Source organism: Gammaproteobacteria bacterium, from assembly GCA_034522055.1.
Taxonomy (GTDB): Bacteria; Pseudomonadota; Gammaproteobacteria; order JAABTG01; family JAABTG01; genus JAABTG01.
This window is the reverse complement of sequence record JAXHLS010000006.1, coordinates 546,042-569,810: the sequence shown is the minus strand read 5'-3', so window position 1 is coordinate 569,810 and position 23,769 is coordinate 546,042. Positions and strand designations below refer to the sequence as shown.

The following is a 23,769-nucleotide window of genomic DNA, read 5'->3' as shown; positions in this document are numbered from 1 at the left end:
AGCAGGCTGTCGGGCTGAAGCCCGACCTACTAAAAGCGTAACCACGAAAGACACGAAATGACGCGAAAAGGGGGAAGGTCAGAGAGAGTGGCAGTTTGAAAAGGCGCAGCGGATCCACTGTTTCGGCGTCAGCAGAGCGGACGCACGGGTAGTAATCTTTTCCCCTTACCCCTTTCCCATTTCCCCTTTCCCATTTCCCCGGGGGGAGAAGGACAGAGGCGGAGGTCGGCTGGTCCTGGCAGCGGACGGAAACCCCACCACCGCCCGTTCCAGCGGCACGGATGTAGGTCGGGATTCATCCCGACATTCAAGCCCGCCGCGCATACCTCGCGCCGGGTGGGTACCACCCGCCAACGTTGGGTGTCGGGCTGAAGCCCGGCCTACAGAAAAATCAAAACGGCAGAATTGCTCGAATGCCGTTGATGCTGCCGTCGATGATGTCGGCCTCCATCTCCGCCACCATGACCCCGCGCACCTCGGGACTCAGGCTGCCGATGACCTTGGGCATCACGTCATGGGGGGCGATCATCACCAGCCGGTCGTAGCCGCCCTTTCGCTGCTGACGTTCGAGGTGGCTGCCGAGGCTCTCGGCCAGCCTTCGGCCCCTGCCGCCAGCGGCAATGCGCACATCCCGCCTGCCCCCTCCCCCGTCCCTGAGACCCGTCGAGGCCGGCGGTTGGCCATCGGGCCCGCCTGTTGGCGTATGGTCGTCCTCCAGCGCCGCCAGCTCCCGCAGGGCATCCGAGCGCTCCTTGAGTTCGAATATGCGGGCCCGCTCGCCATCCGTGCTCACGACCCAGGTCGTATATGCCATCATCGTTCCACCTCTTCTCGTCCTACCGTAATGAACGGTATGGAAGGGCCCCGCCTGCGGTATTTCCCAAACCGGGGATTCATGTTTCCATTAGATGCGATCGGGACGCGGGTGGCATTGAGATCCGCCAAAATGAGACCATGGGGCCGTCACCGTAAGCCCCTGGTTCAAGGCGCCCTGCCGCCACACGTAGCCATACTGTTTCCATCCAGCCATCCCCTCTCCACGAACCGAACCCAGCTATGACCGTCGACCCCGGCGAATACCCACACATTTCCACCATCACGTGTTACCGGGAGAGCCTGCAGCACCACCCTCCGGGGCATGGCATCGTGTGTGGTTTCGCCCCCTCGTGTCAGGCGTACCAGGAGCGCCGTAATGGCTGAGCCGGGCTCCATCCCCCAGATCCTCATCACCTTTGGTGGCCTGTTCATGCTCGGCCTGCTGGCTGACATCGCGGGGCGCCGCACCCCGCTGCCGCGGGTTACCCTGCTGCTGGTGGCGGGCTTCGTCATCGGACCTTCCGTGCTGGACTGGCTGCCACCATTTACCGAGCAGTGGTTTCCGGTCCTCACCGACATCGCACTGGCCATGATCGGCTTCCTGCTGGGCCAGAACATGACCCGCAAGCGTATCCACGAACTCGGCCGCCCGGTGATCGCCATGTCCCTCGGTGAGGTCACCATGACCGTGCTGCTGGTATTCTCGGTGCTTGCCTTGTTCGGAGTATCCCTGGAGGTGGCCCTGCTACTCGCCGGCATCGCCCCCGCCACCGCCCCGGCGGCCACCATCGACGTCGTCCACGAGTACCGGGCCCGAGGGCGTTTCACCGATACCCTGCTCGGCATCGTCTCCATCGATGACGCCTGGGGACTGCTGGCCTTCAGCCTGCTGCTGGCCACCGCCCAGGCCCTCACCGGCCAGGGGGGCACGCTGGACAGTATCCTGTACGGGGCCCGTGAGATCGGCGGCGCGGTCCTGCTCGGAGTGGCCCTCGGCCTGCCTATGGCCTACCTCACCGGTCGCGTGCGCCCCGGTGAACCCACCCAGGCCGAGGCCCTGGGGCTGGTGCTGCTGGCCGCCGGCATCGCCGAGTGGCTGCAAGTGTCCTACATCCTGACAGCCATGGTGATGGGGCTGACGGTGGCCAACCTTGCCCGGCATCACCAGCGGCCTTTTCGCGCCATCGAGGGTATCGAGTGGCCGTTCCTGATCCTGTTCTTCCTGCTGGCCGGCGCCGCCCTGCATGTGCAGGCGCTGGCCCAGGCGGGACTGCTGGCAGCCGGCTACATCGGCCTGCGGGTGGCCGGCCGGCTCCTTGGCACTCGCCTCGGCGGCCGCCTGAGCGGCGCCGATCCCACCATCCGTCGCTGGATCGGACTGGCACTGCTGCCACAGGCGGGGGTTGCCATCGGCATGGCCCTGCTCGCGAGCCAGCGCTTCCCCGAGTTCAAGGATGTGATCCTGCCGGTGGTCCTCGGCGCCACGGTGTTCTTCGAAGTGACGGGGCCAGTGATGACCCGTTGGACTCTCGCCCGGGTGGGTGATATCGGCCATGGCGCCCGGAAATGAACGGTCCCGTTGCGGAGGCTCCTTCCCTGACCTGCGGCGCCGGGGCAGCCTCGAGCCGCTGGGGTATCAAGACCAGCCTCCGCCACGAGAGCTGCATGGGCCTCTGCGGCATCCGCGGCTTCCGCCAACGCTTTCGACAGCGCCTGCGACGATCTCGACTTGGAGAGCGGCGCTATGGCCGCCGCGGATCAATGATTCATGGTTTATTCATGTTCAACCACCCCGGGCGCGCAGGCCTTCTGCCGCCAGCATCGAGCTGTGGCGCCGGATGGCCTTTTCGATCTCGACGATGATGAAGATGCCGACTCCGACGGCGATGCACTGGGCCCAGGCCCAGGCGTCGAGGGGAGCGGTGCCGAACAGCGCATTCATGAAGGGGAGATGGGTGAAGAGGACCTGGAGGACGGCGCAAGCCGCCATCGCCAAAAGCACGACCCGGCTGCCGAACAGGCCCTCGAGGGTATAGGCCGGCTGGCGATAGACCCGCACGTTCAGGAGATAGAAGATCTGGCTCATCACCAGCGCATTGATGGCCTCCTGGCGCGGGGGATCGATGAGACCGAAGAGACCGAGCAGGACCAGGTCCTTTTCGACGTCCTCCTCGGTCAGCTCATCACGCTGGCCGGCCTCCTTGCGCGCCGCGGCCAACAGCCGCTGGCCACGCCCGGCCATCTCCTCGGCTCGCTAATGAAGCCGATGATGACGATGATCAGCACGACGCCGAAGATCACCCCGCTGTCGAGCCATTGGCCGAGCAGCGCCGTGACCACGGTGGCCGCCAGCAACAGGTAGATGAAGAGATTTTTGAACTGGCTGAAGAAACGCCCGAGCGCCGTGCGCCGGGAACGAGGTGTCAGCCGATTCTTGCCGGATCTCGCCCGCCGCTCCTCGACCGCCTCGTTCCTGAGGCCCTTCTCGGCATCCGACTCCAGGATGGCCACGGCCTCTTCCACCGCCATGGCATGCCAGGGCCGCTCTTTCATCTCTTCGCTGCCCATTCTTTGCCCCCGGTTCCCTGCACCTGCTGCGGCCATCGGATCACTCCTCTACCTGGCCGTGTAGCCACCGTCGATCACCAGTTCGCTGCCGGTTACGAACTTCGCCCCGCCGGAGGCGAGGTAGACTATGCCTGCGGCGATGTCGTCCGCCTCGAGAGGCCACGATGCCGAGTCCGGTGGAGACCATTCGCGCGCCATGGGCTCATTCGTCCGCCCGGAAAGCTAAAGCCGCCGTAGAAGCGCGGTGCAGAAGGCCTCGAGATCGTCCGGCTTGCGGGAGGTGATGAGGTTCCCGTCCTCCACCACCGGCTCATCGACCCAGCGGGCGCCGGCGTTGACCAGATCCGTGCGCACCGAGGGCCAGGATGTCATGGTCCGGCCTTCCACTACGCCCGCCTCGATGAGCAACTGCGGCCCATGGCAGATGGCGGCGACCGGCCGTCCGCTGGCGTGGAACTCACGCACGAAGGCCACCAGGGCCGTGTCCAGGCGCAGATGGTCGGGGCCGTAACCACCGGGGATCACCAGGGCGTCGAAGTCTGCTGCACTCACCTCGTCGGCACGATGATCGATGGTCACCGCCGCCCGGCCACGCTTGCCATGGACCGTGGCGCCACGCTCCACACCGAGCAGGGTCACGTCATGGCCGGCCTCCACCAGTCGCGACCGCGGCGTCTCCAGCTCCACGTCCTCGAAGCCCTCTCCCACTGCCATTGCCACTTTTGCCATGATGCTCTCCTCGTCGTGATTGCCGAATACCTCAACCGTGTCGCGGATAACGCAGCAACACGAGACTGCGGGGCGCCGCCTCATTGCGTCGTCACGGGGCTCAGGCCATGCCATCTGCACGTCGGATACATAGCCTCCGAAGATGCTTCTGGCCATGGCCTGGCCGTATCCGCCCGGAATGGTTACAAGTTAGGAGCAACCCGCCCGACCGGCATTGCGATAACGCAATAGACTCTGCGGGATTGAAGGATCGTAATGTCCAGTACCCGGCCTCGCGCTAAGTTTAACCATATGGGGATCCTCGGGGCATCATCACGGATGCATACGCCGGGCGCCTGCGCAAGTTCGGGGCCTGAGCCCATGGGCGGCCACCCGCGGTGAACGACGGCCACCCCGCCATCGTGGTCGGCACCTCCGGCTGGTCTTACGACCACTGGCGCGGCCCCTTCTTCCCGCGCGACCTGCCCAAGACGGAGTACCTGGCCTACTACGGTGCCCGCTTTCCCGGCGTCGAGATCAATAACTCCTTCTACCAACTGCCGGCGGCCCATACCCTGGAAAACTGGCGGGAGAAGGTACCCGACGGCTTCGTCTTCACGGCCAAAGCCAGTCGCTACGTCACCCACATGAAGAAGCTCAAGGATCCCGGCCATGGCCTCACCACCTTTCTGGAACGGATAACCGTGCTGGGGGACCGGCTGGGTCCCATTCTGTTCCAACTGCCGCCCCACTGGCGCTTCGACGCCGCGCGTCTCGATGCCTTCCTCGAGGCCCTCGGCAGCAATCTCCCCCTCGATAGGGATTTTGAATATGCCTTCGAACTGCGCGACCACAGCTGGCTGAATGACCATACCTACGAGCTGCTGTCACGCCATGGCGCGGCCTTGTGCATCTACGACCTGGCCGGTTTCACCTCCCCCAAAGAGGTGACCGCGGATTTTATCTACGTACGCCTGCACGGCCCCGGCGGCCCCTACCGAGGGTGCTATGACACCGCCACCCTCGCCGGTTGGGCCGGTGCCTTCCACAGCTGGGCAGCGGCCGGATGCAGGGTCTACTGTTTCTTCGACAACGACGAGGCCGGTTACGCCGCCGCCAATGCGGCCCGGCTCCTGGACATGGTGTCCTGAGCCCTGCGCCTGCACGAAACGATGGATCCGAAGGACACTTCAACAAAAACTCATGATGGCGACCCTCATTGAAATCCGACAATGACAGGGGCCGCCCGGCCCCTAGACTTTTCATGAGGCCAAGGTGGAAGACAACCGCGTCACCGTCTATCGCATCAACGGCAAAATCATATTAGAGCTGGATTGAGCCCATGATCCTGATGTGGGACGCCCTCCCCCCGGCCCACAGCACACCGGCGCCATCCACACGATTCCAATTAGAGCAGGAGGTGACACCATGGAGAGCAAAAAGGCCTATCAGGAACGGATGGAGGCCGAGCTGCGTGAGTGGCAGGCCAGGATCGACGTGCTCAAGGCCAAGGCCGACAAGGCACAAGCGGACCAGAAGCTCGAATACCAGGAGGAGATAGAATCCGTGCGGGCCAAACAGCAGCAGGTTCGCGAGCGGATGAAGGAACTCCAGGATGCCGGCGCGGACGCCTGGCAGGAGGTCAAGGCCGGGCTGGATGCCGCCTGGGAAGACATGCGATCCGCCGCCGACCGCGCCTTGGAACGCTTCAAGTGAGATGCCCGAACTCCCCGACGTGGAGGTCTATCGCCGTCGCCTGGAGGGCGGGGCACTCAGCCGCTGCCTGATGGAATTCACCGACGGCGGCCGCCTCGCCTGGCACTGTCCCCGATGCCAGCATGACTGAGATCCCCAACGGGGCCGTTGATGATCTTCAATGCCCCTTTCGGCACGGCGGAGTTCGCGATGCCGCCGGCCGTCACACCCGCCTCGAGCAGCAGCGGCTGGTATCCATGCACGATCCCCACCTCGCCGCCCTGGAAACCACCCTGGTGGCGGAGGACTGGTCCGGCATGGTGGAGGTCTGCAGCGCCCTGGACGGCCGTGTCACCAACAGCGGCGTGGCCCGCTACCGCGACCTGCGGGGTGACCACCTGGTGGGCCTGGGCGGGGCCTCCCTGAATGCCGAAGCCATGGCCTTGACGGTCATGACTCGCCAGTCCCAGATTCGCATCGCCGAGACCGCCACCACCCGTTTCTGGAGCGCCGGCGAGGAACTGGCCCCGCAACCCGGGGTCGAGCGCGACGACGCCTACGTCGCCCATCACTACCGCCTCGAAGTCGGCCCGGAGCGTCCTCTGCGAATGGAGAAGGTGGCCGCCATCTACACCTCGCGGGACGATGCCATCAGCGAGCCGGCCCTGGAGGCCCGCAAGGCGATGACCGACGCGCCGGGCTACGCCACCCTCGCCGTGCGCCATGTCAGGGCCTGGAGCCAGCTGTGGCAGCGCTTCGACCTCGCCATCGAGCACGACGACCCGGAGCAGGGCGAAGCCACGGAGCGGGTGCTGCGATTGCACCTAGAGGTGGCCCGCTTCTGGGCCAGCGTGGCCCGCTACGAGGAGGCGTCGGGGCGCTACGAGATCCGCGGCGTGATGGGCCCCGACGAGTACCACGAGGCCTACCCGGGGGCCGACCACCCCGGCCTCGACAACAACGCCTATACCAACCTGATGGCGGTGTGGGTGCTGGTAAGGGCCCTGGAACTGCGGGAGGTCCTGCCCCGCAGGCGTTTCGATGAGTTGTGCCGCAGCCTCGAACTGTCCACCGCCGAGCTGGAGTTGTGGGACAACGTGAGCCGTCACATGCTGGTCCCTTTCCACGGCGACGGCATCATCAGCCAGTTCGCGGGCTACGAGGACCTGGAGGAGTTCGACTGGGCGGCCTATCGGGAGCGCTACGGTGCGCACCGAGGTCCACGAGGTGAGACCCGGGGAGGTACGGGAACTCGAACTGTGAGGAGACACCCTACCCTACCGGCCGGCGGCCCATGACGGGCCGCCAGACCGCTGCCCGCCCATCCTACTGGCAGGCCGCCTCCTGCAACTTGCCGTTATCGACACGATAGATTTCCCGCCGCAGGCCATGGCACTTCTGCAGCATCTGGCTGCGTTTGAAGCCGGCGAGGACGCGGCTGATGCTCTCGGGAGTCACGCCGAGAATATCCGCCATCTCCGGGCCGGAAAGCAGCTTCACCTGATCGGCGGGAGAGCCGTACTCGACCTCGGCGAGGAACTTCAGCAGCCGCGCCAGGCGGGGCTTGATGCCGCCGGTGGAAAAATCGGCGATCCAGCGGTCGGCCTGGGCCAGGTATTCATGCCACTGACGCAGCACCCCCATCAGCACACCGGGGTCCTCGTGTTGAAGCCGCCGCAATACCGGCATGGAGAGACACTCGACCTCCACGCTTCCGGTCGCCATGGCGGTGTGGATATAGGGCTGGCCCAGCAGCCCCTCCAGACCAAGGCTGTCCCCCGGGACGTGCAAGCGCACGATGCGGGCCCGGCCGTGGGGCAGGTAGCTCAGCAGCTTCACCATGCCACTGCGGATCAGGTAGACGCCCTGGACGGCACCGCCCTGATGATAGATGAGATCCTGCGACTGGAAGGTGCGACGATGGCTGGCGGCCAGGGCCGTTCGAGGCCAGGGGGCGTCGCCATCGGCGCCTGCGCGTACTGCGGGCGATATCGTCTGACGGTCTGCGGCATCCATCGCCGGGGTCGGTTCATACATCGTTCCACCTCCACGTCATCCCATGGGGGATATGAACAAATTTAATCGCTCTAGGGCCGTCGCGAGTCTACAGGGGCCTTCGGGCCGTGACGCCGAGAACGGCCGCTACAGCGCGGCTCATCGCCTGCCGGCCCACAGGGCTTCCATGTCGCGTTCCGCCTCGAGCCAGTCCTCGAGTTCGTTGCCGGGAACAAAGCCGGGAACCTGATGACGGGCCTTGCTGCGGTAATAGGCGGCGGTGGCGATGTCGCGTTGGCGCTCATCCGCCGTACTCGGGCTTTGACTGTCGGACACCGCCACCGCATCGGCCGGCGGCGGACTCGGAATTTGCGTCTTCATCATGGTTCTCCGTGGAATGATTGCTGGTTCCCGGGGCGTTCAGGAGGCCCCCGAAGGGTTTTGGTGATTCATGAAAAGCATACTACTTCACACTTTTCGCGGTTATTGGGGCGAACCCTGAGTAGAAATACCCAGGGAGGGAGCAGTGCGGGATGAGGGGGAAACGGGATTCAGGGTATTCGGGCTCCAAGGAGCCCGCACGCCCCGGGCAACCGGCCGGAGCGCCGGGGCCAGCCGGTCAGGCGGGCGGCGGCTCCGCCGCTCTGCAGCAGGCCGCCATGCGCACCAGGTCGGTCAGGCCGTCCGCCGCCATCTTGTTCATGACGTGGGTGCGATGGGCCTCCACGGTACGCGGGCTGAGGCCCAGGCTGCGGGCGATCTCCTTGTTCGTCAGGCCATCCACCACCAGCACCATGATCTCGCGCTCCCGCGGGCTGAGGCGGCCGTAGCGGTGGCGGACATCCTCGGCGTAGGCCCGTGCCTGGCGGCGTACCTCATCCACCTCCAGGGCCTTGGTTACCGCTTCGAGCAGGTCCTGCGCCCTCACCGGTTTCTCCAGGAAGTCCACGGCACCGTTACGCACCGCGTTCACGGCCCCCGGCACGTCGCCATGGCCGGTGAGGAACATCACCGTGAGGCCCACCTCCCGTGCCTTGAGGGCACTGTGGACCTCGTGACCACTCATACCCGGCATGGCCACGTCCAGCAGGGCACAGCCCGCCGCACCGTCATCCACCGCCGCCAGGAAGGTGGGGCCATCGGCGAAGCAGAGGGTGGTGAACCCGGCACTCTCAAGGTACTGCTCCAGGGCCTCGCGCATGGGCTCGTCGTCGTCGACGACGAATACCGTGGGCCGGCCGGCCCCGGTGGCGTCGGCGGGATTCATGGCGCCAGGGGCAGGGTGAAATGGAAGGCCCCTCCCGGCCTTCGGGGCTCCACCCACAGCCGCCCGCCCTGGGACTCCATGAGGCTGCGGCTCACCGCCAGCCCCACGCCGAGGCCGTAGCCCTTGGTGCCGGTGAGGGGGTCGAACAGCGTGTCGGCCGCCGCAACGTCGATGCCGGGACCGGAATCGCGCACGCTCACCCGTCCCATGGCGCCGTCACAGGCCGTTTCGACCTCGATGTGGCCACCCTCCATCGCGGCATCGTGGATTGCCTCTATGGCATTGTTGATTAGATTGAAGACCACCTGTTCGATATGCACGGCCACCCCCGCAGCGGCGGCAGATCCGCCGCCAGTTCCATATCGATGCTTATACCGAAGTCATCGGCCTTGCCCGCGAGCAGGGTGCAGACGTCACGCACCCCGATGTTGACGTCCATCGGCTGGGGTTCGATCCTGCCCTGCTTAATTAAGGAGCGCAAACGCTGGATGATCTCGCCCCCGCGCAGCGCCTGGCCGCTGATGCGCTCGAGGTTCCTCAACAGGCGCACCCGTTCCTCCGGCGCCCGCTCCAGCAGCGCGCGGCTGGAATCGGCGAACATGGCTATGGCGCCGAGGGGCTGATTGAGTTCGTGGGCCACCACCGTGGCCACCTGGGTGACGGTGTGCATGCGCAGCAGGCGCGCCGCCTCCTCGAGGTGGCGGCGTGCCTGCTCCTCGGCGGCACGCTGCTCGCTGAAGTCAACGCCGCTGCCGATGATGTATTGCGGGCTGCCGTCGGCAGCCCTCAGCAGGGTATAGTTCCAGCTCACGGGGAAGCAGGTGCCGTCCCGCCGACACCAGCCGTGCTCCACGCCGACCCGCGGCTCCCCGGCCCATACCCGCTCATGGATGCGCCGCACCCGCTGGCGTTCACGGGCCGGCACCAGATCCATCACCGCCATGCCCGCCGCCACCCCGGCGGCATCGTAGCCCGTCATCTCCTCGCAGGCCCGGTTGAAATCCACCACCCGCCCGGCGGGGTCCACGGTGACGATGAGGGCACTGGCCGTGTCGAGGATACTGTCGCGGAAGCTGCGCTCCTGGACCAAGGAGGCGGTACGCTCGGCCACCCGCTCCTCCAGCGCGGCCTTCATGTCCAGCAGTTCCTGCTGCATACCCTTGCGCTCCGTAATATCGGCGCTGGTACCCACCATGCCCTGGAAGCTGCCGCCGGCGGAGAAGCGCGGACTGCCCCAGGACTCCAGCCAGCGCCACTCGCCGGTAGCATCGCGCACCCGCGCCTCGCCGTGGAAGGGCTGTTCCTCACGGGTGCAGGACATGAGGGCATCGCAGTAGGCTCCGCCATCGTCCGGGTGCATCAAGAGTCGCCAGCCATCGCCTGCGACATCGGCGGCGGTGGTGCCGAAGAACTCGAGATAGGTGCGGTTGACGAACTCCAGACGGCCCGCGGCATCATGCACCCAGATCATGAGGGGCAGGCCATCGGCCATGACGCGGAAACGCGCCTCGCTCTTGCGCAGCGCCGCCTCCGTCGCCTTGCGTGCGGTGATATCGAGGTTCATGCCCAACCAGCCACGGATGTGGCCCTGGCCATCCCCCAGCGGCGTGGCCCGGGCGTTGCTCCAGTACCACTCCCCGCCCGCACCACGCAGCCGATATTCGACATCCAGCGGCCGGCCCGCGGCCAGGGCCGCGCGCCACTGGGCGGCGGCGTGGTCACGGTCGTCGGGGTGTATCATCTCCAGCCAGCCATCACCATGCCACTCTTCCGGGCCCTGGCCGGTGAAGGCATGCCAACTGGGTGAGTCCACGACCACCCGGCCGGCCGCATCCGTCTCCCATACGGCCTGGGAGGTGGATTCCACCAGCACCCGGAAGCGCTCCTCGCTGGCTGCCAGCCGCTGCTGGCCGAGAACGTCTCCCGTGAGGTCGCGGATGGTCAACAGGATCAGGGGCTCGTGGTCCAGGCGGCGGGCGTTTAGGCTCATACGCCGCCATCCCACCTTCGGGAAGGTCTGTTCCACGATGTAGTCATCGAAGGCGCGCTCCGCCGGCAGGATCTCCTCCAGCAGCCGCTCCAGGCTCGGAATGGCCCACTGGCCATCGCCGAGTTCATAGACGTAGACACCGACGGTCTCCGCCGGCATCACCTCGAACAGGGTATAGAAGGGCTGATTGGCGGTGTGTACGCGCAACTGCGAGGTCAGCACGAGCACCGCCTCGCGCAGGCTGTCGATGAGCTTCTCGGCAAACTCGTGGCGTGCCGCGAGTTCATGCTGCAGGCGCTCGCCCTCGGTGACGTCGTCGATGGTCAACAACAGCTGGCCGTCACTGCCCTCCAGGCGCCGCGCGCGCAACCGCAGGGAGCGCCCGCCCGCGTCGGGGTGGGTCCACGCCAGGCGCTGATCCACGCCCCCGCCTTCACCGGACGACGCGTCGAGGAGCCCCTGGCGCAGGGCCGGAGAGTCCCAGGGCCCACCGGCCAGCGCGGACAGGGGGGCCCCCTCAACCTCCGACGCGGTCACCCCGAAGAGTTCGCAGAAGGCCGGATTGGCATAGCGCACCGACAGGTCCGCCGCCAGCACCAGCAGTGGCAGATGGAGGGCCGCGGACACCGCCGCGTCGGGGAGGCCAGGCCCCTGCGCATCCCGGGGGGCCACCTTCCTCACGGCGGGGCCTCCCCGGCCGCCACCGGCAGCGTAAAGTGGAACACGCCCCCGGGTGAGCGGGGCTCCACCCACAGCTGCCCGCCATAGGCCCGTACCAGGTCGCGGCTGATCCCCAGGCCCACCCCCAGCCCCTGGTCCTTGGTGCTGTACAGGGCCTCGAACAAATGCTCCGCCACCTCTGCCTCCACCCCGGGTCCGCCATCCCGCACGCTGACCCGTACCATCTCCCCATCGCGGCGCACCGCCACGGCTATCTCCCCGCCACCGCCATCCATGGCCTCGATGGCGTTGCCGAGGAGGTTGAGCAGCACCTGCTCCACATGCACCGCCGCACCGTGGACCGGGGGGATCCCCTCCGCCGGTTCTACCCGTAATTGGAATCCCGCGGCCTCCATGCGCATCGCCAGTAGGCCGGCGGCGCGCTCCACGGTGGCGCTGAGGTCGAAGGGTGCGGGCTCGAGGTCGCAGCCCACGCGCAGGAAATCCCGCATGCGGCGCACCACTTCGTCCCCGAAGTGGGCGCTCTCGGCAATCTGCTCCAGGTTGCGGATGAGCCTGTCCCGGGACAGGGGTTCTTCTTCCAACTGCTTGCGGGCGGCGGCCGCGAACAGGGCGATGGCCCCCAGGGGCTGCTTGAGTTCGTGGGCCAGGGCCGAACCGAGTTCGGCGGCGGTGTACAGCCTTTGCATGCGGGCCGCCTCCGCCAGCCGCCTGCTGGCGTCCTGCTCCGCGGCCCGCAGGGCGGTGATATCCACGCCCGTGGCGATGATGTAACGGCTGCCGTCGTCCGGATCGGAAACCACGTCGTAATTCCAACTGAAGAGACGCCGCGTGCCATCGGCATGGGACCAGCGGCTTTCCTGGGACAGGGGTGCCTCACCCCCTTCCAGCCGCGCCAGCATCCGCTCCACCGCGGGGCGCTCCTCTGCCGGCACCAGCCCCAGCCATCCGCGGGTGCCCTGGTAAGCGCTAAAATCGTTGCCCGCAGCGGCGGCACAGGCGCGGTTGTAGCGCAGCACGGCTCCCGTGTCGTCCAGCACCAGCACCGGCGCCGGCTGGTTCTCGAGGATGGAGTCGGAGAAGGCCCGTTCCCGTTCCAGTTGGGCGGTACGCGCCGCCACCTTGTCCTCCAGGGTGCCGGCGAGCCGTTGCAGGGCGGTCTCGGCCTGCTTGCGCGCCGTGACGTCCATCAGGGCCGAGCGGCAGCGCCGCCCCCGGCCAGGGGCGAAGGGCAAACTCTCCATCTGTACTGTTATCCGTTGGCCATCGCCACACACCAGCCCTACCTCGCAGACCTCCCGGTTGTCGCCGCCGAAGACTGCCTGGCAGTGGCGATAAAAGGTGTCCTGAGAATCCTGCGTGAGGAAGTGGCTCAACCTGCTGGTCCGCAGGGTCTTGCGGTCCACGTGCAGCATCATGGCCATGGTCAGGTTGGCCTCCGCAATGGCGCCATCCTCCTCCAGGGTGAGGTAGCCCACGGGCGCAAAATCGTACAGGTCGGCATAGCGGTCGTGGGCGTGGGCCAGGTCCATCTGGGCCTCGCGCAGAAACTCATTCTGGAGCCCCAGCTCCACCTCGTGGACATGCAGCTCATGGAGCAGTTCCTGGACGTCCGCCGTGGCGATGGTGGGCGTCTCCTGCGGGTGCAACTGCAAGACTTCTGCGGCCCGTTCACGCAGCACGCTACGCTGCCGCTCCCTTTCCGACTCGCTCATGAGTTATCCCCTCCCGGCATCCCCTTATCGTGCCCTCCAGGCACGGTCAGGGATAACCCTCACCCTCCGGCAGGCCACCGGCAAATCGCCGTTGCCCGCCGCTCCGCAAAAGAATCTGCTCTAGATAGTCTACATGCCGGGCCGACCGGGAACGATGGCCGGGGCGACGGCCGACGCGCCGGTGACAAATTGCCTCGAAGCACCGGCGCCGGCATTGAAGGATCTCAATGCGCGGTCGCGTTGCCGCCCCCATGTCAGCCCCACGCCCCAGCCATATAGCGCCACGGGGTCACGACACCCCTGACCCAGCTCTTCCCCCGGCGAGATTGTGAAATTTCAACGCGCGCGACCCCCAGGATGCTTAGAGTGGTTGGGGCACAAGCGAGAAAGCGCCGGGCAGGCATATCGGCCAGAACGTCTGTTATCCACCAGCGAGGAAAGGACCGCCATGAAGTCCGTCACCCCCCCCCATCGCCGCCCCCACGGCCAGCGTCGTGTCGTCGGCATTCATGTCCTCCCACCCCGTGGGCTTCGGTCCGCCCCGGCCGATGCCAGTCGCCTCCGGCCGGAAGATGCCATGAAGCCGGTGAAAAGGCCTGACATCCCGGCCCACGACGTCGCCGCCCGTCGGGCGGTGAGTCGCGTCATGCTCCTCGACTTCGGTGGCGTACTGGTGGAAGAGGGTTTCCGCGCCGCTCTGGAGGCGCTGGCCCGCCGCCAGGGACTGGACCCCGGCACGGTGACTCTGGAAGGCCGGCGTGCCCTCCATGATTCCGGCTATGTCACCGGCACGGGCGGCGAGGCCGACTTCTGGCGCCTGATGCGCTGGCGCACGGGGCTGGAAGGTAGTGACGCCGAGTTGCGCGAGGCCGTACTAAACCGCTTCCTGCTGCGCCCGGAGATACTAAAGGCGGTGGCGGCCTTGCGGCGCACTCGAGCGCCCGGGTGAATCGAGCCGCGGTGAATTGATATACCGTAATGAAGACCGGGCCACCGTAATCCACAGTCGGCCCTATGGAAGGCCGGGAAACGGCCCTTTCACATCGTACCGAGACATCAGCCGGGAGGTAACACGATGGAAATCACCCTTAACGTGCCGGTCATCGCGGGCTGTGAGGTCAGCGATTGTGCCTACAATTCCGACGATACCTGCCATGCCAAGGCCATCACCATAGGCAATGGCGTGAGCCCCGCCTGCGACACCATGGTCCAGGGTGACATCGAACCCGATGAAATGAACATCGCCGGGGTCGGTGCCTGCAAGGTACGGGATTGCGTCTTCAACAATGACCTCGAGTGCACGGCCGCCCACGTGTTCGTGGGCCGCGATGGCGACGGCGCCGTCTGCGTCACCTACACCGTGTTATAGGCGACCTGACCATGGAGCTGCCCATCGCCGACCGCACGACCGCTGGCCAGTCCCTCGGCGAGGCCCTCACGGACTACGCCGGGCGCGACGACGTGCTGGTGCTGGCCCTGCCCCGTGGCGGGCTACCGGTGGCCTACGAGGTGGCACGCCGCATCGACGCACCCCTGGATGTCATGATCATCGGTACCAGTCTTTCCCCCAACTCAGCGACGACGAGGTCAGGGGCTACCTGGCGCGGGCATGGCAGGAATAGTGGGCAACCCTGACCTGCGTCTTTTTGCCTTGAGTGAGTCCGGGGATCTCGGCACGCGCATGGCGAGCCACCTGGGCATCACCCTGGCCGACCACGAAGAGCGCTCCTTCGACGACGGCGAGCACAAGGCCCGTCCCCTGGAGAACGTGAGTAACCGCGATGTCTTCGTGGTGCAGTCCCTGTATGGCGATGACAACTTAAGCGTCAATGACAAGCTGGTCCGCCTGCTGTTCTTCCTCGGCAGCCTCAAGGACGCCGCGGCGGCCCGGATCACCGCTGTGCTGCCCTACCTGTGCTATGCCCGCAAGGACCGGCGCACCAAGTCCCGCGACCCCCTCGCCACCCGCTACATCGCCCAACTCATCGAGGCGGTAGGCACGGACCGGATACTGGCCCTGGATGTCCACAACCCGGCCGCATTCGAGAACGCCTTCCGGCGCACGGCCTATCACCTGACCGCCCGCACCCTGTTCGTGGAACATTTTGCTCCATTGCTGAAGGAGCCGCCGGTGGTGGTATCACCGGATGTGGGCGGTGCCAAACGCGCCGAGGCCTTCCGCCAACTGCTGGGGCGGCGGCTGGGGAGCGAACCCGGCAGTGCCTTCCTGGAGAAGTACCGCAGCGGCGGCGAGGTCACAGGCCAAGCGGTGGTGGGGGAGATGGAAGGCCGTACGGTCATCGTCATTGACGATATGGTGAGCAGCGGCGGCACCCTGGTGCGGGCCGCCCGCGCCTGCCGTGACCATGGCGCGGCGCGGATCTACGCCGCCGCCACCCACGGGCTGTTCACGGGCGATGCCGCCACCACCCTCAACGATCCGGCCCTCGACGCGTTGGTGGTCACCGATAGCATCCCCCCCTTTCGCCTGGACGGCACCGCGGCTCGAGACAAGCTGGCGGTACTGGATGTCGCCCCCATGCTGGCGCACGCCGTAGGCCGCGTCCACGAAGGCGGTTCCATCCAGAAACTGATGGGGATGGAGTGATCGGACAGGACGCCGGCGACCACCCCCCAGCCCCGACACGACGACTCCCTTGAGGGGACATGACGTGCCCCCACAGGGTTTTCATACCCATCAATTCTCCAGATCACTCTTTTCTGTTATTCCGACAACGTCTGGAGCGACCTCCTGGTTCTCCTCCACGGGTGCGAAATCGAAATGCAGGGCCTCGAGGATGCGATTGTATTTCTCGAGCAGGGCCTGCCGGTTTCTGGCCCCCGTATGGACATGGGCGATATCGTAGCTGTAGCTGTCCTGTTCCAGCAGGTCGGCGAGGCGCATGCCCTGCTTGACCTTGACTTCGATCAATACAGCTCGGCATCGCTCCTGACCTTGAAGGCCAGCAGGGAGTCGGTCCCCTTGATGGGTTTTATCCACAACGGATAGGGCACATCGATGGCATCGACGGCCGCATCGTCGAAGGGATCTACCTCGGAGAAACGCGGCGTCAGGTCCGGCAGCACCCTTCGTTGTTCGACACGGCTCCAGTATTTGTGTTCGCAGCGCAGCACACTCTCCAGGGACGGCAAGGGAAGCTCGTGACGCCGGCACAGGATGGCCACCAGCGCGGTGACGGGAAAGTCCCAATAGCCCACGATGGCGTCAATGGTCCCGTCGAATGCCTCAAGGCGTTCTTCGGCCAATCGGAGACACGCCTCCACCGGATAGCGGCCGCCGTCTTTCACCTCCTCGAAACTGAGCAGTTCATGGATCCGGTGATCGACCTGGATATCGAGGGCCCGGACCTTGCGCATGTTGAAGGCGTCCGCGCCCACGACGAATACGTTCTTGCCCATCAAACCATCCTTATCTGTCGCATTAGATATTTCGGGCCCATGTCTCCGACTCGAACGCCTTCATACCAGATCGCGTTCAATGACATGGTCCCAGTTTTCGGAAAAAACCCGCTTGTCACCTTCATAGGCGTCGAGTTCGGCGCGCAGATGGAACTCGGTTGCGGTCGAGGTAAGGACGGTGCGGGTGCGGGTCATGACGCACCATTCCTCGCGTGCCAGGCGGGTCTCCCAGAGCGTCTCGCCCTTGACTGAATTGAAGTCGTCGTCCTGATAGGTGTACCACTCGATGGCCTTACGGCCCATCTCAAGGCCGATCTCGTCGATATGGACGACACCGTGGTCGTTGATGACCTCGAGAGTGGAAATATCGTCCGCCAGATCGCGAATGACACGCCAGTTGTGGTGCTCCGGCGTGATGACCCGGGTCTGTAGGGGGCTGGCGGCCTCGGGCGGCCCGAACGCGGCAAGTTGCCCATCGTCCGCGCGCGGTGCCCGCACGGGGAGCAACATCCGGCTCTTGCCCGTGAACACCTTGACCCGGGTTGAACGGGGCGCCGGCCAGGCCAGGGGCCAGTAAGAGGTCGACACCGCCAGCCGCAACTGGTGGCCGCGGGGGAAGGCCTGCGCAATATGGTTGAGGGGGATCCGCACCAGGTAGCGCTGGCCCGGCACCAGGGGCTCCGGCTGCTCGAAACTGTTGCGGTGGGTCAGGTTCAGCAGGCCGTAGGTCACGCGTGTGGCCTTGTTGTCCGGCGCGATGTCGGACAACCGCACCGCCAGCATGGCGACCGGCTGATCGGCCTCGATCTCCAGTTCCACGACGGGCGCACCGAGTATTTCCAGGGGGGCGCTCAAGGGTTCACTGTCATAGACCAGTGCCCCCCCGTCCTCCTGGCGCTGATCATGGGGGAGATCCGGCGCGGCGGCATAGGAACACCATTTACCGGCGAAGAGTCCGAGGCCCAGCGGGGATTGCAGATTACGTGCTTCCGACGACACGGCCTCCTGCTGTGTGACCAGCATGCGGGCGGGCGCGAGCCGCAATTCCCGCGTCTCGATGTGGGACGACGGCCAGCTGCTCTCCCCACCCAGCGCCCGGGGCGCATGGCGTAACGGGGAGTGGGGGGGCGCTGTCCTGCATCCACACGCGCAGCATGGGTTCGTCCATGACCCCGTTCTCCATGTCTTTGAGCCAGTGGTCCCACCAGCGCAGCGCCTCCTGCAGAAAACCGATGGCCGGACCAGGTTGACCGATGTGCGGGTATTTGTGCCCCCAGGGTCCGATCAGGCCCTGGCGCGGCACCGTGAGATGCTCCAGCAGCCGGAAGACCGCGTTCGAATAGCCATCGGCCCAGCCACTGACGGCCATCACCGGACACTGCACGGCATCGTAGTCCTCGCAGATCGAACCGTGCTTCCAGTACCCATCGCGGCGTTGATGACGCAGCCATTTCTCCAGCCACAGGCCGCTCTCCCGCAGGCGCTCGAACCACATCGACCGCCAACCCTCGCCGACGATGGCGGGATCCGGTGGACAGGAGTTGTAGGAGAACATGGTGGAGGCCCAGGACAGGTTGTCGCCCAGCAGGCAGCCCCCCATGTGATGGACATCGTCGGCATAACGGTCATCGGTCGAGGAGGCGGTGATGATGGCATGCAGCTGCGGGGGGCGCATGGCGGCGAGCTGCAAGCCGTTGAAGCCACCCCAGGAAATGCCCATCATGCCGACTCGCCCGTTGCACCACGGCTGCTGCTCCAGCCATTGGAGTATGGCGATACCGTCATCGAGTTCCTGCTGCAGGTATTCGTCCCGCAGTACGCCGTCCGAATCCCCGCTGCCACGCAGATCCACGCGCACACCGGCATAGCCATGGCCGGCGAAATAAGGATAGATCTGACTATCCCGCGCACGCATGGAATCGCGTTTGCGGTAGGGGATATATTCGAGCACCGCCGGTACCGGCTCCTCCTCGGCGCCTGCGGGCAGCCACAGCCGGGCCGCCAGCCGCTTGCCGTCGGCCATGGGGATCCAGGCGTTTTCGATCTCGATGATGTTGTTGGGAAAGCGGGTGACGATCCGCATGGGGCCTCCCCTGAGACTGTGGTGATGTCAAAAGCGGATGGTTCGGCCGTTGATGCGGTTCCCACCCGCTCCCCTCACCCATAGTATGGCACCCGAGGAGAACGTCGAAACCGGCCGCCTCAGGGCCCATGACGGAGGCCCAGTTCGATGTAGTCGCGGGCGCGGACGCGCCATTTGTCGTGGTCGTGGACGGTGTGATCATCGGTGTGCCACCATGCCCAGATAGATGCCACCCGCGAGGCGCCGGTTGAGCCGCACCTCGCGTTCGCAATCGCGCCGCCGCGCCTCCACGGTGCTGAAGTCGAGAAAGTCATAGCGCACCGGCTTTCGCGGCGAGCGCCATGTATATGGTGCGTATGGACAAATAGTGGTGGCGGGCTCCACGTTCGAGTTGGTTTTTGCGCAACGAACCACAGGCTCTCGCCAAGAGCGCCAAGAGCGCCAAGGAATTGGGTACATGACGCAAGACGCGGTTGGGAGGCCGATCGTTGATAGGAGACTCGGGTACTTGCTCACAACGGCGAGGCGCTCTTGAAGCACGGGATTACCCGCATCGTTCATCGGTTGGTTAGAAGAGACTGCTGATTTCTTGGCGTTCTTGGCGTCTTGGCGAGAGAAAATTCTTCTCTACTACACCCACGAATTCTGCTGACGAGCCCGGTTTTGTTACCTCTCGGCGGCATCCAACTCTGCGATATGCCACTCGGCCTGCCGTACTATGGGCTATATTTTGACAGTAGGGCACCGACGAGGGCGGTGGGTGCGGGTGCACGATGTCCAGGTTGACCTACGCGGGCCTTCGACACAGGAATCCGGAGAGCGCCATGGATAACATCGAGATACCACCCCGGGAATGGGCTGCCTTCTGCGCCCGATTCGGCGACCAGCACCATGGCTGGCTGGTGGAGGTTAGTCGTCTGGCGACGCGCGAGGCCGCCGACGAGGGCGCCGAGGCCACACCGCTGATGGCGGGCTACCGTCCCCTCACCGGGGTCACGACCCAAACCAGCGGCGGGCGCACCGCCGTGGTGGTGACGGCGGGGGACGGGGACGATGGGGTATCCCTTGTGGTGGACGATGTGGTGGCCCTATACAGCCGGCGCATCGGCGATGCCCATCAGGGCCTGCGCATCGACAGTGCCGATGGCACCACCACCCTCGTACAATTCCGCACCGCCGCCGTCCCCGATGCCCTGGATGGTCTCGCCGAATCCGAGCGCTGAGTACCGGCTCCGAATGATGCTACACCTGCGGCCACAGGTGCATTCACGGCCTCCCCGGCCTATCCGGTAGGCATCGCCCGCGGCAAGGCCCGAGGAGATTCCCCGGCACCCTACCCCGGCCTTGAGGACCGCCGGCGGCCCGGAGGCCGGCGGGCAGGTCACCACCCCTCGCCCATGGCTCAGGACACGACTACATCGGGGTCCTTCTCGATATCGAACTGCAGGGCCGTGAGGGCCTCGTCGTACTTGTCCAGCAAATCCATCTGATCGCGCCCGCCGATGAAGACCTGGGCCAACTCGAAGCTGTACATGTCCTGGCCCTGCAACTCTTTGAGATGTTGGCCCGGCCTGACCGCGATCTTGACCCGGGTGCCCGGCTGGCGCTGAGCCAGGCGAGCGATGGCCTCGTCGCTGGGTATGCGCGTCACGCAGCCGCTGTCCACGGTGCGCAACATGAAGTGGGCGGCCACATTGAACTGGCCACCACGCTCCAGGGGCTTGGGCTTGCGCCCGAGGGCAAGGTCCACCATCACCGACAGGTGGGAGATGCCGACCACCTTCTCGAACATGTCGGTATGGGCCTGGGATACCCGCGGGTTGATCTCCAACAACCAGACCTTGTCGGCCGTCTGGTCGTAGAAGAACTCCACGTTGAAGGGGCAGTTGTCGAGCCCGATTTGGCCCACGGCAAGCCGTGCCACGTCGATCATTCGATGCTGGATCTCCAGAGGCAGGGACGAAGGATACTCGTAGCGGGAAAAGGACGAGCTGTCGGGGGTACGGATGGAGTCCACCACGCCGTAGACCACCACGTTACCCTCGTGGACGTAGCCCTCCAGGGTGCACTGGGCGCCACCGATGGGGGATTCGGCCACGAAGGTCTCGCTCATCCCGGCGATCTCATCGGGCATGTCGTAGGCCTTCAACAGCTCCCGGAAGGGCTCGACGATGAAGCCCTGACGCTCCCGGCAGATCTCCATCACGGCATGGAACTGGTGCTCGTCGCTGATCTCGAAGGCAAGGAATGAGCGGTAGGACTTGATGGGCTTGATCCAGAACGGGGGCATGAGCTGCAGTTTGCCGTAGGCGTTGTCATCGTGGGGGTCGAAGGCACGAAAGGGCGGGATATTGGCCGGGATGGCCTTCTGCTGCTCGAGGCGACTCCAGTATTTATGCTCGCACTTGAACATGGCGGCCAGGGACGGGCCGGGCACGCCAAAGCGCTCCGCCAGGATCGCCACCATCAGGGTACCGGGAAAGTCCCAGTAGCTGGCCACGGCATCGACGGTGCCGTCGAAGGCCTCCATGGTCGCCGTCGCCTTGTCGATGAGGGCCGGCACGTCGAAGGCATCGATGTTGCGGATGTCGCTTACGTCCAGGGCCGCGTGGAAGGCGCACTCCCCGGCCTGGGGCAGGCGCTTCAGCTTGTCGAGGTTGAAGGAGTCCAGGCCGATGATGAAGACGTTTTTCTTGGTCATGGGTATCCAGCCTTATCAGATGTAGTCCCGTGCCACGGACTCGTCCCAGCTCTTGCTGAAGACGCGGACATCGCCCTCGTAGGCGTCCAGGGTGGCTCGAATCACGAAATGGGTGCGGGTAGAGACAAGCACGGTGCGGGTGACCGTGCGCACCTGCCAGTCGCCCCGCTCGAAGCTCCGCTCGTGGGTGACCTCGCCACGCACCGTATCGTAACGCTCGTTGCGATAGCTGTAATGCTCCTCAACATTGCGACCGAAAGCCAGGCCGAGGTCGTCGAGGCGCAGCCGGGCATCGTTGTTGACTACGTCGAGCACCACCTCGTTGGTGGCGAGGTTGTGGCGCACCGTCCATTGACGCTGGGCCGGCGCCAGCAGGGTGGTGGCCGGTGCAGGGGCCTGGCGCGGCTGGCCGAGATCCCGCAGGTCGCTATCCTCTGGCCGCAACCGGCGCTGCGGCAGGTGCAGGCGGCAGCCCTCGGTGTAAAGGGTCAGGCGTACCGGTTCCGGGGCGGGCCAGGCCAGTGGCCAGTAGGAACTCGAGATGGCGAGCCGGATGCGGTGGCCGGCCCAGAAGCGCTGGGCGATCTCATTGAGCTGGACCCGCACCCGATAGCGGTGGCCGGGGTGGAGTTCGACAGGCTCATGATGGCCGTTGCGATGGGTGAGATTGAGCACGCCGAAGGTAACTCGCGTGGAGCGGTCGTTGGGCGCCACATCGGACAGGCGTACCGCCACCATCGCCACGGGCTTGTCGGCGCTGAGATCCAGCTCCACCTCCGCCGCCCCTAACATCTCTAGATCATCCTCCAAGGGCAGGGTGTCGAAGACCAGCGAGCCGCCATCCTCCAGGCGCTGGTCCGAAGGCAGATCCATGACCTCCGCATAAGAGCACCACTTGCCGGCGAACAGGCCTACGTGAAGGGGGCTCTGTATGGTGAGTTCGTCTCCCTCCATGGCCGTGTCGTGGTCCTCTGGCAGCAGGCCACGGCGGTCGATGGCGAAGCTGCGGGGGTGGACGCGAGGGCTGGGCCACTGCTCCTCGCCCACCCAATGACCCGTGATCTCCGGTTGCAGCGGATCGCGGCGGTCCAGCATCCAGGCCCGCAGCATGGGGTCCTTGTCCACCCCGCGGTCGATGCCCTTCAGCCACTGGTCCCACCACCGCACACACTCACCGAGGAAGTCGATGGTGGGTCCGGGCCCACCCATGTGGGGATACTTGTGTCCCCACGGCCCCACCAAACCCCGCCGAGGCACCTTGAGATGGCGCAGCAACCTGAACACGGTGTTGGAGTAGCCATCGGCCCAGCCACTCACCGCCATCACCGGCACCTGGATGGCATCGTAGTCCTCGCACACCGAGGCATGTCGCCAGTAGTCGTCGCGGCGCTGATGCTCCAGCCAGTTCTTGATCCACAGACCGCTGCCCTCGAGGCGCTCCAGCCACATATCGCGCCACCGCTCACCCACTAACCGGGGATCGGGCGGGCAGGAGTTGAAGCCGAACATGGTGGAGGCCCAGGAGAGGTTGTCGGTGAGCAGGCACCCACCCATGTAGTGGACGTCGTCGGCGTAGCGGTCGTCGGACGAACATACGGAGATCACCGCTCCCAGTTCCGGCGGCCCGAGGGCCGCCAGTTGCAGGCCGTTGAATCCCCCCCAGGACAGGCCGAACAGGCCCACCTTGCCGGAGCACCAGGGCTGGGCCGCGAGCCAGCGCAGGATCTCCAGGCCGTCATCCAGTTCCTGCTGCAGGTACTCGTCCCGCAGGATCCCCTCCGAATCCCCGCTGCCCCGCAGGTCCACGCGCACGCCGGCGTAGCCGTGACGGGCGAAGAAGCCGTGGATCTCCGCGTCCCGCACTGCCTTGTGGTCGCGCTTGCGGTAGGGAATGTACTCCAGGATGGCGGGCACGGGATTCTGCTCCGCATCAGGTGGCAGCCAGATCTTGGCGGCCAGGGAGCAGCCGTCGGCCATGGTGATCCAGAAGTTTTCGAGGACGCGGGGAGGCGTGTCTGATGACATGTTCGAGGCTCGTAACCGTACCAAAGCAGAGGTACGAGTCTATACCCAAACGCCGCCCCCTTGCGCCCCGCAGGCCCTGCGGACCGGCGTTGCCTCCGGGCAGGG

Annotated in this window: 25 protein-coding genes and 2 pseudogenes; 10 read left to right on the top strand and 17 right to left on the bottom strand. The window is 65.7% G+C overall.

The features are described from left to right. Nucleotides 1-391: 391 nt before the first annotated feature. Entirely contained in the window at nt 392-817 is a 426-nt protein-coding gene (locus U5S82_21400; protein MDZ7754122.1) for a host attachment protein, read from the bottom strand. Nucleotides 818-1,192: 375 nt separating this feature from the next. On the opposite strand from U5S82_21400, the gene U5S82_21395 reads away from it, so the two are divergent. Continuing rightward, nucleotides 1,193-2,386 (top strand): cation:proton antiporter, encoded by a 1,194-nt coding sequence (locus tag U5S82_21395; protein MDZ7754121.1) that lies wholly within the window; start codon nt 1,193-1,195, stop codon nt 2,384-2,386. 213 nt (nt 2,387-2,599) lie between these two features. On the opposite strand, the gene U5S82_21390 is transcribed toward U5S82_21395, so the two are convergent. The 4 genes and pseudogenes from U5S82_21390 to U5S82_21375 all read right to left on the bottom strand — a co-directional run bounded on the left by U5S82_21390 (nt 2,600) and on the right by U5S82_21375 (nt 4,113). Beyond that, nucleotides 2,600-3,058, bottom strand: coding sequence for a cation transporting ATPase C-terminal domain-containing protein (locus U5S82_21390; protein ID MDZ7754120.1), 459 nt, complete (start codon nt 3,056-3,058; stop codon nt 2,600-2,602). Continuing rightward, nucleotides 2,992-3,384, bottom strand: a complete 393-nt coding sequence (locus U5S82_21385; GenBank protein MDZ7754119.1) for a cation-transporting P-type ATPase — start codon at nt 3,382-3,384, stop codon at nt 2,992-2,994. Before U5S82_21385 ends, U5S82_21390 begins: the two co-directional genes overlap by 67 nt. Nucleotides 3,385-3,432: 48 nt before the next feature. Then, nucleotides 3,433-3,537: pseudogene (locus U5S82_21380) on the bottom strand (SDR family oxidoreductase). A gap of 69 nt (nt 3,538-3,606) precedes the next feature. Next, on the bottom strand, nt 3,607-4,113 hold the full coding sequence (locus U5S82_21375) for a type 1 glutamine amidotransferase domain-containing protein (GenBank protein MDZ7754118.1): 507 nt from the start codon (nt 4,111-4,113) through the stop codon (nt 3,607-3,609). 377 nt (nt 4,114-4,490) lie between these two features. Between U5S82_21375 and U5S82_21370 the strand changes: the two genes are divergently transcribed. The 4 genes from U5S82_21370 to U5S82_21355 all read left to right on the top strand — a co-directional run bounded on the left by U5S82_21370 (nt 4,491) and on the right by U5S82_21355 (nt 7,085). Next, nucleotides 4,491-5,243 carry a DUF72 domain-containing protein gene (locus U5S82_21370; protein ID MDZ7754117.1) on the top strand — a complete coding sequence of 251 codons (753 nt, stop codon included), beginning with the start codon at nt 4,491-4,493 and terminating at the stop codon, nt 5,241-5,243. 277 nt (nt 5,244-5,520) lie between these two features. Then, entirely contained in the window at nt 5,521-5,808 is a 288-nt protein-coding gene (locus tag U5S82_21365; protein MDZ7754116.1) for a coiled coil domain-containing protein, read from the top strand. A 1-nt stretch (nt 5,809) separates the two neighbouring features. Then, the gene (locus U5S82_21360; protein ID MDZ7754115.1) at nt 5,810-5,938 is read left to right on the top strand and encodes a hypothetical protein; all 129 of its coding nucleotides are present in this window, start codon (nt 5,810-5,812) and stop codon (nt 5,936-5,938) included. After that, nucleotides 5,931-7,085 (top strand): hypothetical protein, encoded by a 1,155-nt coding sequence (locus U5S82_21355; GenBank protein ID MDZ7754114.1) that lies wholly within the window; start codon nt 5,931-5,933, stop codon nt 7,083-7,085. The genes U5S82_21360 and U5S82_21355 overlap by 8 nt, the downstream gene beginning before the upstream one ends. A gap of 28 nt (nt 7,086-7,113) precedes the next feature. Here the strand turns inward: U5S82_21355 and U5S82_21350 are convergent, their stop codons facing one another. From U5S82_21350 to U5S82_21325, 6 genes are all read right to left on the bottom strand, one after another. Next, complete coding sequence (locus U5S82_21350) at nt 7,114-7,824, bottom strand: Crp/Fnr family transcriptional regulator (protein ID MDZ7754113.1); 711 nt, start codon at nt 7,822-7,824, stop codon at nt 7,114-7,116. Between the two features lie 117 nt (nt 7,825-7,941). Continuing rightward, nucleotides 7,942-8,166 (bottom strand): DUF2934 domain-containing protein, encoded by a 225-nt coding sequence (locus tag U5S82_21345; protein ID MDZ7754112.1) that lies wholly within the window; start codon nt 8,164-8,166, stop codon nt 7,942-7,944. A 235-nt stretch (nt 8,167-8,401) separates the two neighbouring features. Continuing rightward, on the bottom strand, nt 8,402-9,049 hold the full coding sequence (locus tag U5S82_21340; GenBank protein MDZ7754111.1) for a response regulator: 648 nt from the start codon (nt 9,047-9,049) through the stop codon (nt 8,402-8,404). Next, nucleotides 9,046-9,369, bottom strand: a complete 324-nt coding sequence (locus U5S82_21335) for an ATP-binding protein (protein MDZ7754110.1) — start codon at nt 9,367-9,369, stop codon at nt 9,046-9,048. Before U5S82_21335 ends, U5S82_21340 begins: the two co-directional genes overlap by 4 nt. Then, nucleotides 9,339-11,720: a PAS domain S-box protein gene (locus tag U5S82_21330; GenBank protein MDZ7754109.1), complete on the bottom strand. Its 2,382-nt coding sequence runs from the start codon at nt 11,718-11,720 to the stop codon at nt 9,339-9,341. Before U5S82_21330 ends, U5S82_21335 begins: the two co-directional genes overlap by 31 nt. Beyond that, the gene (locus U5S82_21325; protein ID MDZ7754108.1) at nt 11,717-13,435 is read right to left on the bottom strand and encodes an ATP-binding protein; all 1,719 of its coding nucleotides are present in this window, start codon (nt 13,433-13,435) and stop codon (nt 11,717-11,719) included. The genes U5S82_21330 and U5S82_21325 overlap by 4 nt, the downstream gene beginning before the upstream one ends. A 448-nt stretch (nt 13,436-13,883) precedes the next feature. Here U5S82_21325 and U5S82_21320 point away from each other — a divergent pair, with 448 nt between their 5' ends. From U5S82_21320 to U5S82_21305, 4 genes are all read left to right on the top strand, one after another. Next, nucleotides 13,884-14,384 carry a hypothetical protein gene (locus U5S82_21320; protein ID MDZ7754107.1) on the top strand — a complete coding sequence of 167 codons (501 nt, stop codon included), beginning with the start codon at nt 13,884-13,886 and terminating at the stop codon, nt 14,382-14,384. Between the two features lie 126 nt (nt 14,385-14,510). Then, nucleotides 14,511-14,804 carry a DUF1540 domain-containing protein gene (locus U5S82_21315; protein MDZ7754106.1) on the top strand — a complete coding sequence of 98 codons (294 nt, stop codon included), beginning with the start codon at nt 14,511-14,513 and terminating at the stop codon, nt 14,802-14,804. 11 nt (nt 14,805-14,815) lie between these two features. Then, a complete protein-coding gene (locus U5S82_21310; GenBank protein ID MDZ7754105.1) occupies nt 14,816-15,070 on the top strand; it encodes a phosphoribosyltransferase family protein in 255 nt (84 codons plus the stop codon). Then, nucleotides 15,045-16,043 carry a ribose-phosphate pyrophosphokinase gene (locus U5S82_21305; protein MDZ7754104.1) on the top strand — a complete coding sequence of 333 codons (999 nt, stop codon included), beginning with the start codon at nt 15,045-15,047 and terminating at the stop codon, nt 16,041-16,043. Before U5S82_21310 ends, U5S82_21305 begins: the two co-directional genes overlap by 26 nt. 90 nt (nt 16,044-16,133) lie before the next feature. Here the strand turns inward: U5S82_21305 and U5S82_21300 are convergent, their stop codons facing one another. The 4 genes and pseudogenes from U5S82_21300 to U5S82_21285 all read right to left on the bottom strand — a co-directional run bounded on the left by U5S82_21300 (nt 16,134) and on the right by U5S82_21285 (nt 19,259). Continuing rightward, a complete protein-coding gene (locus tag U5S82_21300) occupies nt 16,134-16,367 on the bottom strand; it encodes a hypothetical protein (protein MDZ7754103.1) in 234 nt (77 codons plus the stop codon). Beyond that, entirely contained in the window at nt 16,364-16,855 is a 492-nt protein-coding gene (locus tag U5S82_21295) for a hypothetical protein (protein MDZ7754102.1), read from the bottom strand. Before U5S82_21295 ends, U5S82_21300 begins: the two co-directional genes overlap by 4 nt. A 60-nt stretch (nt 16,856-16,915) precedes the next feature. Further along, nucleotides 16,916-18,938, bottom strand: a pseudogene (locus U5S82_21290) (CocE/NonD family hydrolase). A 198-nt stretch (nt 18,939-19,136) separates the two neighbouring features. Then, entirely contained in the window at nt 19,137-19,259 is a 123-nt protein-coding gene (locus U5S82_21285; protein MDZ7754101.1) for a hypothetical protein, read from the bottom strand. Nucleotides 19,260-19,762: 503 nt separating this feature from the next. Here U5S82_21285 and U5S82_21280 point away from each other — a divergent pair. Continuing rightward, nucleotides 19,763-20,161: a hypothetical protein gene (locus U5S82_21280; protein MDZ7754100.1), complete on the top strand. Its 399-nt coding sequence runs from the start codon at nt 19,763-19,765 to the stop codon at nt 20,159-20,161. A 179-nt stretch (nt 20,162-20,340) separates the two neighbouring features. Here U5S82_21280 and U5S82_21275 read toward each other — a convergent pair whose 3' ends face one another. Next, complete coding sequence (locus U5S82_21275; protein ID MDZ7754099.1) at nt 20,341-21,639, bottom strand: ATP-grasp domain-containing protein; 1,299 nt, start codon at nt 21,637-21,639, stop codon at nt 20,341-20,343. 15 nt (nt 21,640-21,654) lie between these two features. Beyond that, nucleotides 21,655-23,664 carry a CocE/NonD family hydrolase gene (locus U5S82_21270; GenBank protein MDZ7754098.1) on the bottom strand — a complete coding sequence of 670 codons (2,010 nt, stop codon included), beginning with the start codon at nt 23,662-23,664 and terminating at the stop codon, nt 21,655-21,657. Nucleotides 23,665-23,769: the final 105 nt, after the last annotated feature.

Coding starts and splice junctions, on each gene's coding strand:
- U5S82_21400 (MDZ7754122.1), bottom strand. CDS start 817: ATGATGGCATATACGACCTGGGTCGTGAGCACGGATGGCGAGCGGGCC.
- U5S82_21275 (MDZ7754099.1), bottom strand. CDS start 21,639: ATGACCAAGAAAAACGTCTTCATCATCGGCCTGGACTCCTTCAACCTC.
- U5S82_21385 (MDZ7754119.1), bottom strand. CDS start 3,384: ATGGGCAGCGAAGAGATGAAAGAGCGGCCCTGGCATGCCATGGCGGTG.
- U5S82_21310 (MDZ7754105.1), top strand. CDS start 14,816: ATGGAGCTGCCCATCGCCGACCGCACGACCGCTGGCCAGTCCCTCGGC.
- U5S82_21365 (MDZ7754116.1), top strand. CDS start 5,521: ATGGAGAGCAAAAAGGCCTATCAGGAACGGATGGAGGCCGAGCTGCGT.
- U5S82_21340 (MDZ7754111.1), bottom strand. CDS start 9,049: ATGAATCCCGCCGACGCCACCGGGGCCGGCCGGCCCACGGTATTCGTC.
- U5S82_21390 (MDZ7754120.1), bottom strand. CDS start 3,058: ATGGCCGGGCGTGGCCAGCGGCTGTTGGCCGCGGCGCGCAAGGAGGCC.
- U5S82_21360 (MDZ7754115.1), top strand. CDS start 5,810: ATGCCCGAACTCCCCGACGTGGAGGTCTATCGCCGTCGCCTGGAGGGC.
- U5S82_21395 (MDZ7754121.1), top strand. CDS start 1,193: ATGGCTGAGCCGGGCTCCATCCCCCAGATCCTCATCACCTTTGGTGGC.
- U5S82_21350 (MDZ7754113.1), bottom strand. CDS start 7,824: ATGTATGAACCGACCCCGGCGATGGATGCCGCAGACCGTCAGACGATA.
- U5S82_21315 (MDZ7754106.1), top strand. CDS start 14,511: ATGGAAATCACCCTTAACGTGCCGGTCATCGCGGGCTGTGAGGTCAGC.
- U5S82_21305 (MDZ7754104.1), top strand. CDS start 15,045: ATGGCAGGAATAGTGGGCAACCCTGACCTGCGTCTTTTTGCCTTGAGT.
- U5S82_21375 (MDZ7754118.1), bottom strand. CDS start 4,113: ATGGCAAAAGTGGCAATGGCAGTGGGAGAGGGCTTCGAGGACGTGGAG.
- U5S82_21325 (MDZ7754108.1), bottom strand. CDS start 13,435: ATGAGCGAGTCGGAAAGGGAGCGGCAGCGTAGCGTGCTGCGTGAACGG.
- U5S82_21295 (MDZ7754102.1), bottom strand. CDS start 16,855: ATGGGCAAGAACGTATTCGTCGTGGGCGCGGACGCCTTCAACATGCGC.
- U5S82_21320 (MDZ7754107.1), top strand. CDS start 13,884: ATGAAGTCCGTCACCCCCCCCCATCGCCGCCCCCACGGCCAGCGTCGT.
- U5S82_21345 (MDZ7754112.1), bottom strand. CDS start 8,166: ATGATGAAGACGCAAATTCCGAGTCCGCCGCCGGCCGATGCGGTGGCG.
- U5S82_21355 (MDZ7754114.1), top strand. CDS start 5,931: ATGACTGAGATCCCCAACGGGGCCGTTGATGATCTTCAATGCCCCTTT.
- U5S82_21270 (MDZ7754098.1), bottom strand. CDS start 23,664: ATGTCATCAGACACGCCTCCCCGCGTCCTCGAAAACTTCTGGATCACC.
- U5S82_21280 (MDZ7754100.1), top strand. CDS start 19,763: ATGGATAACATCGAGATACCACCCCGGGAATGGGCTGCCTTCTGCGCC.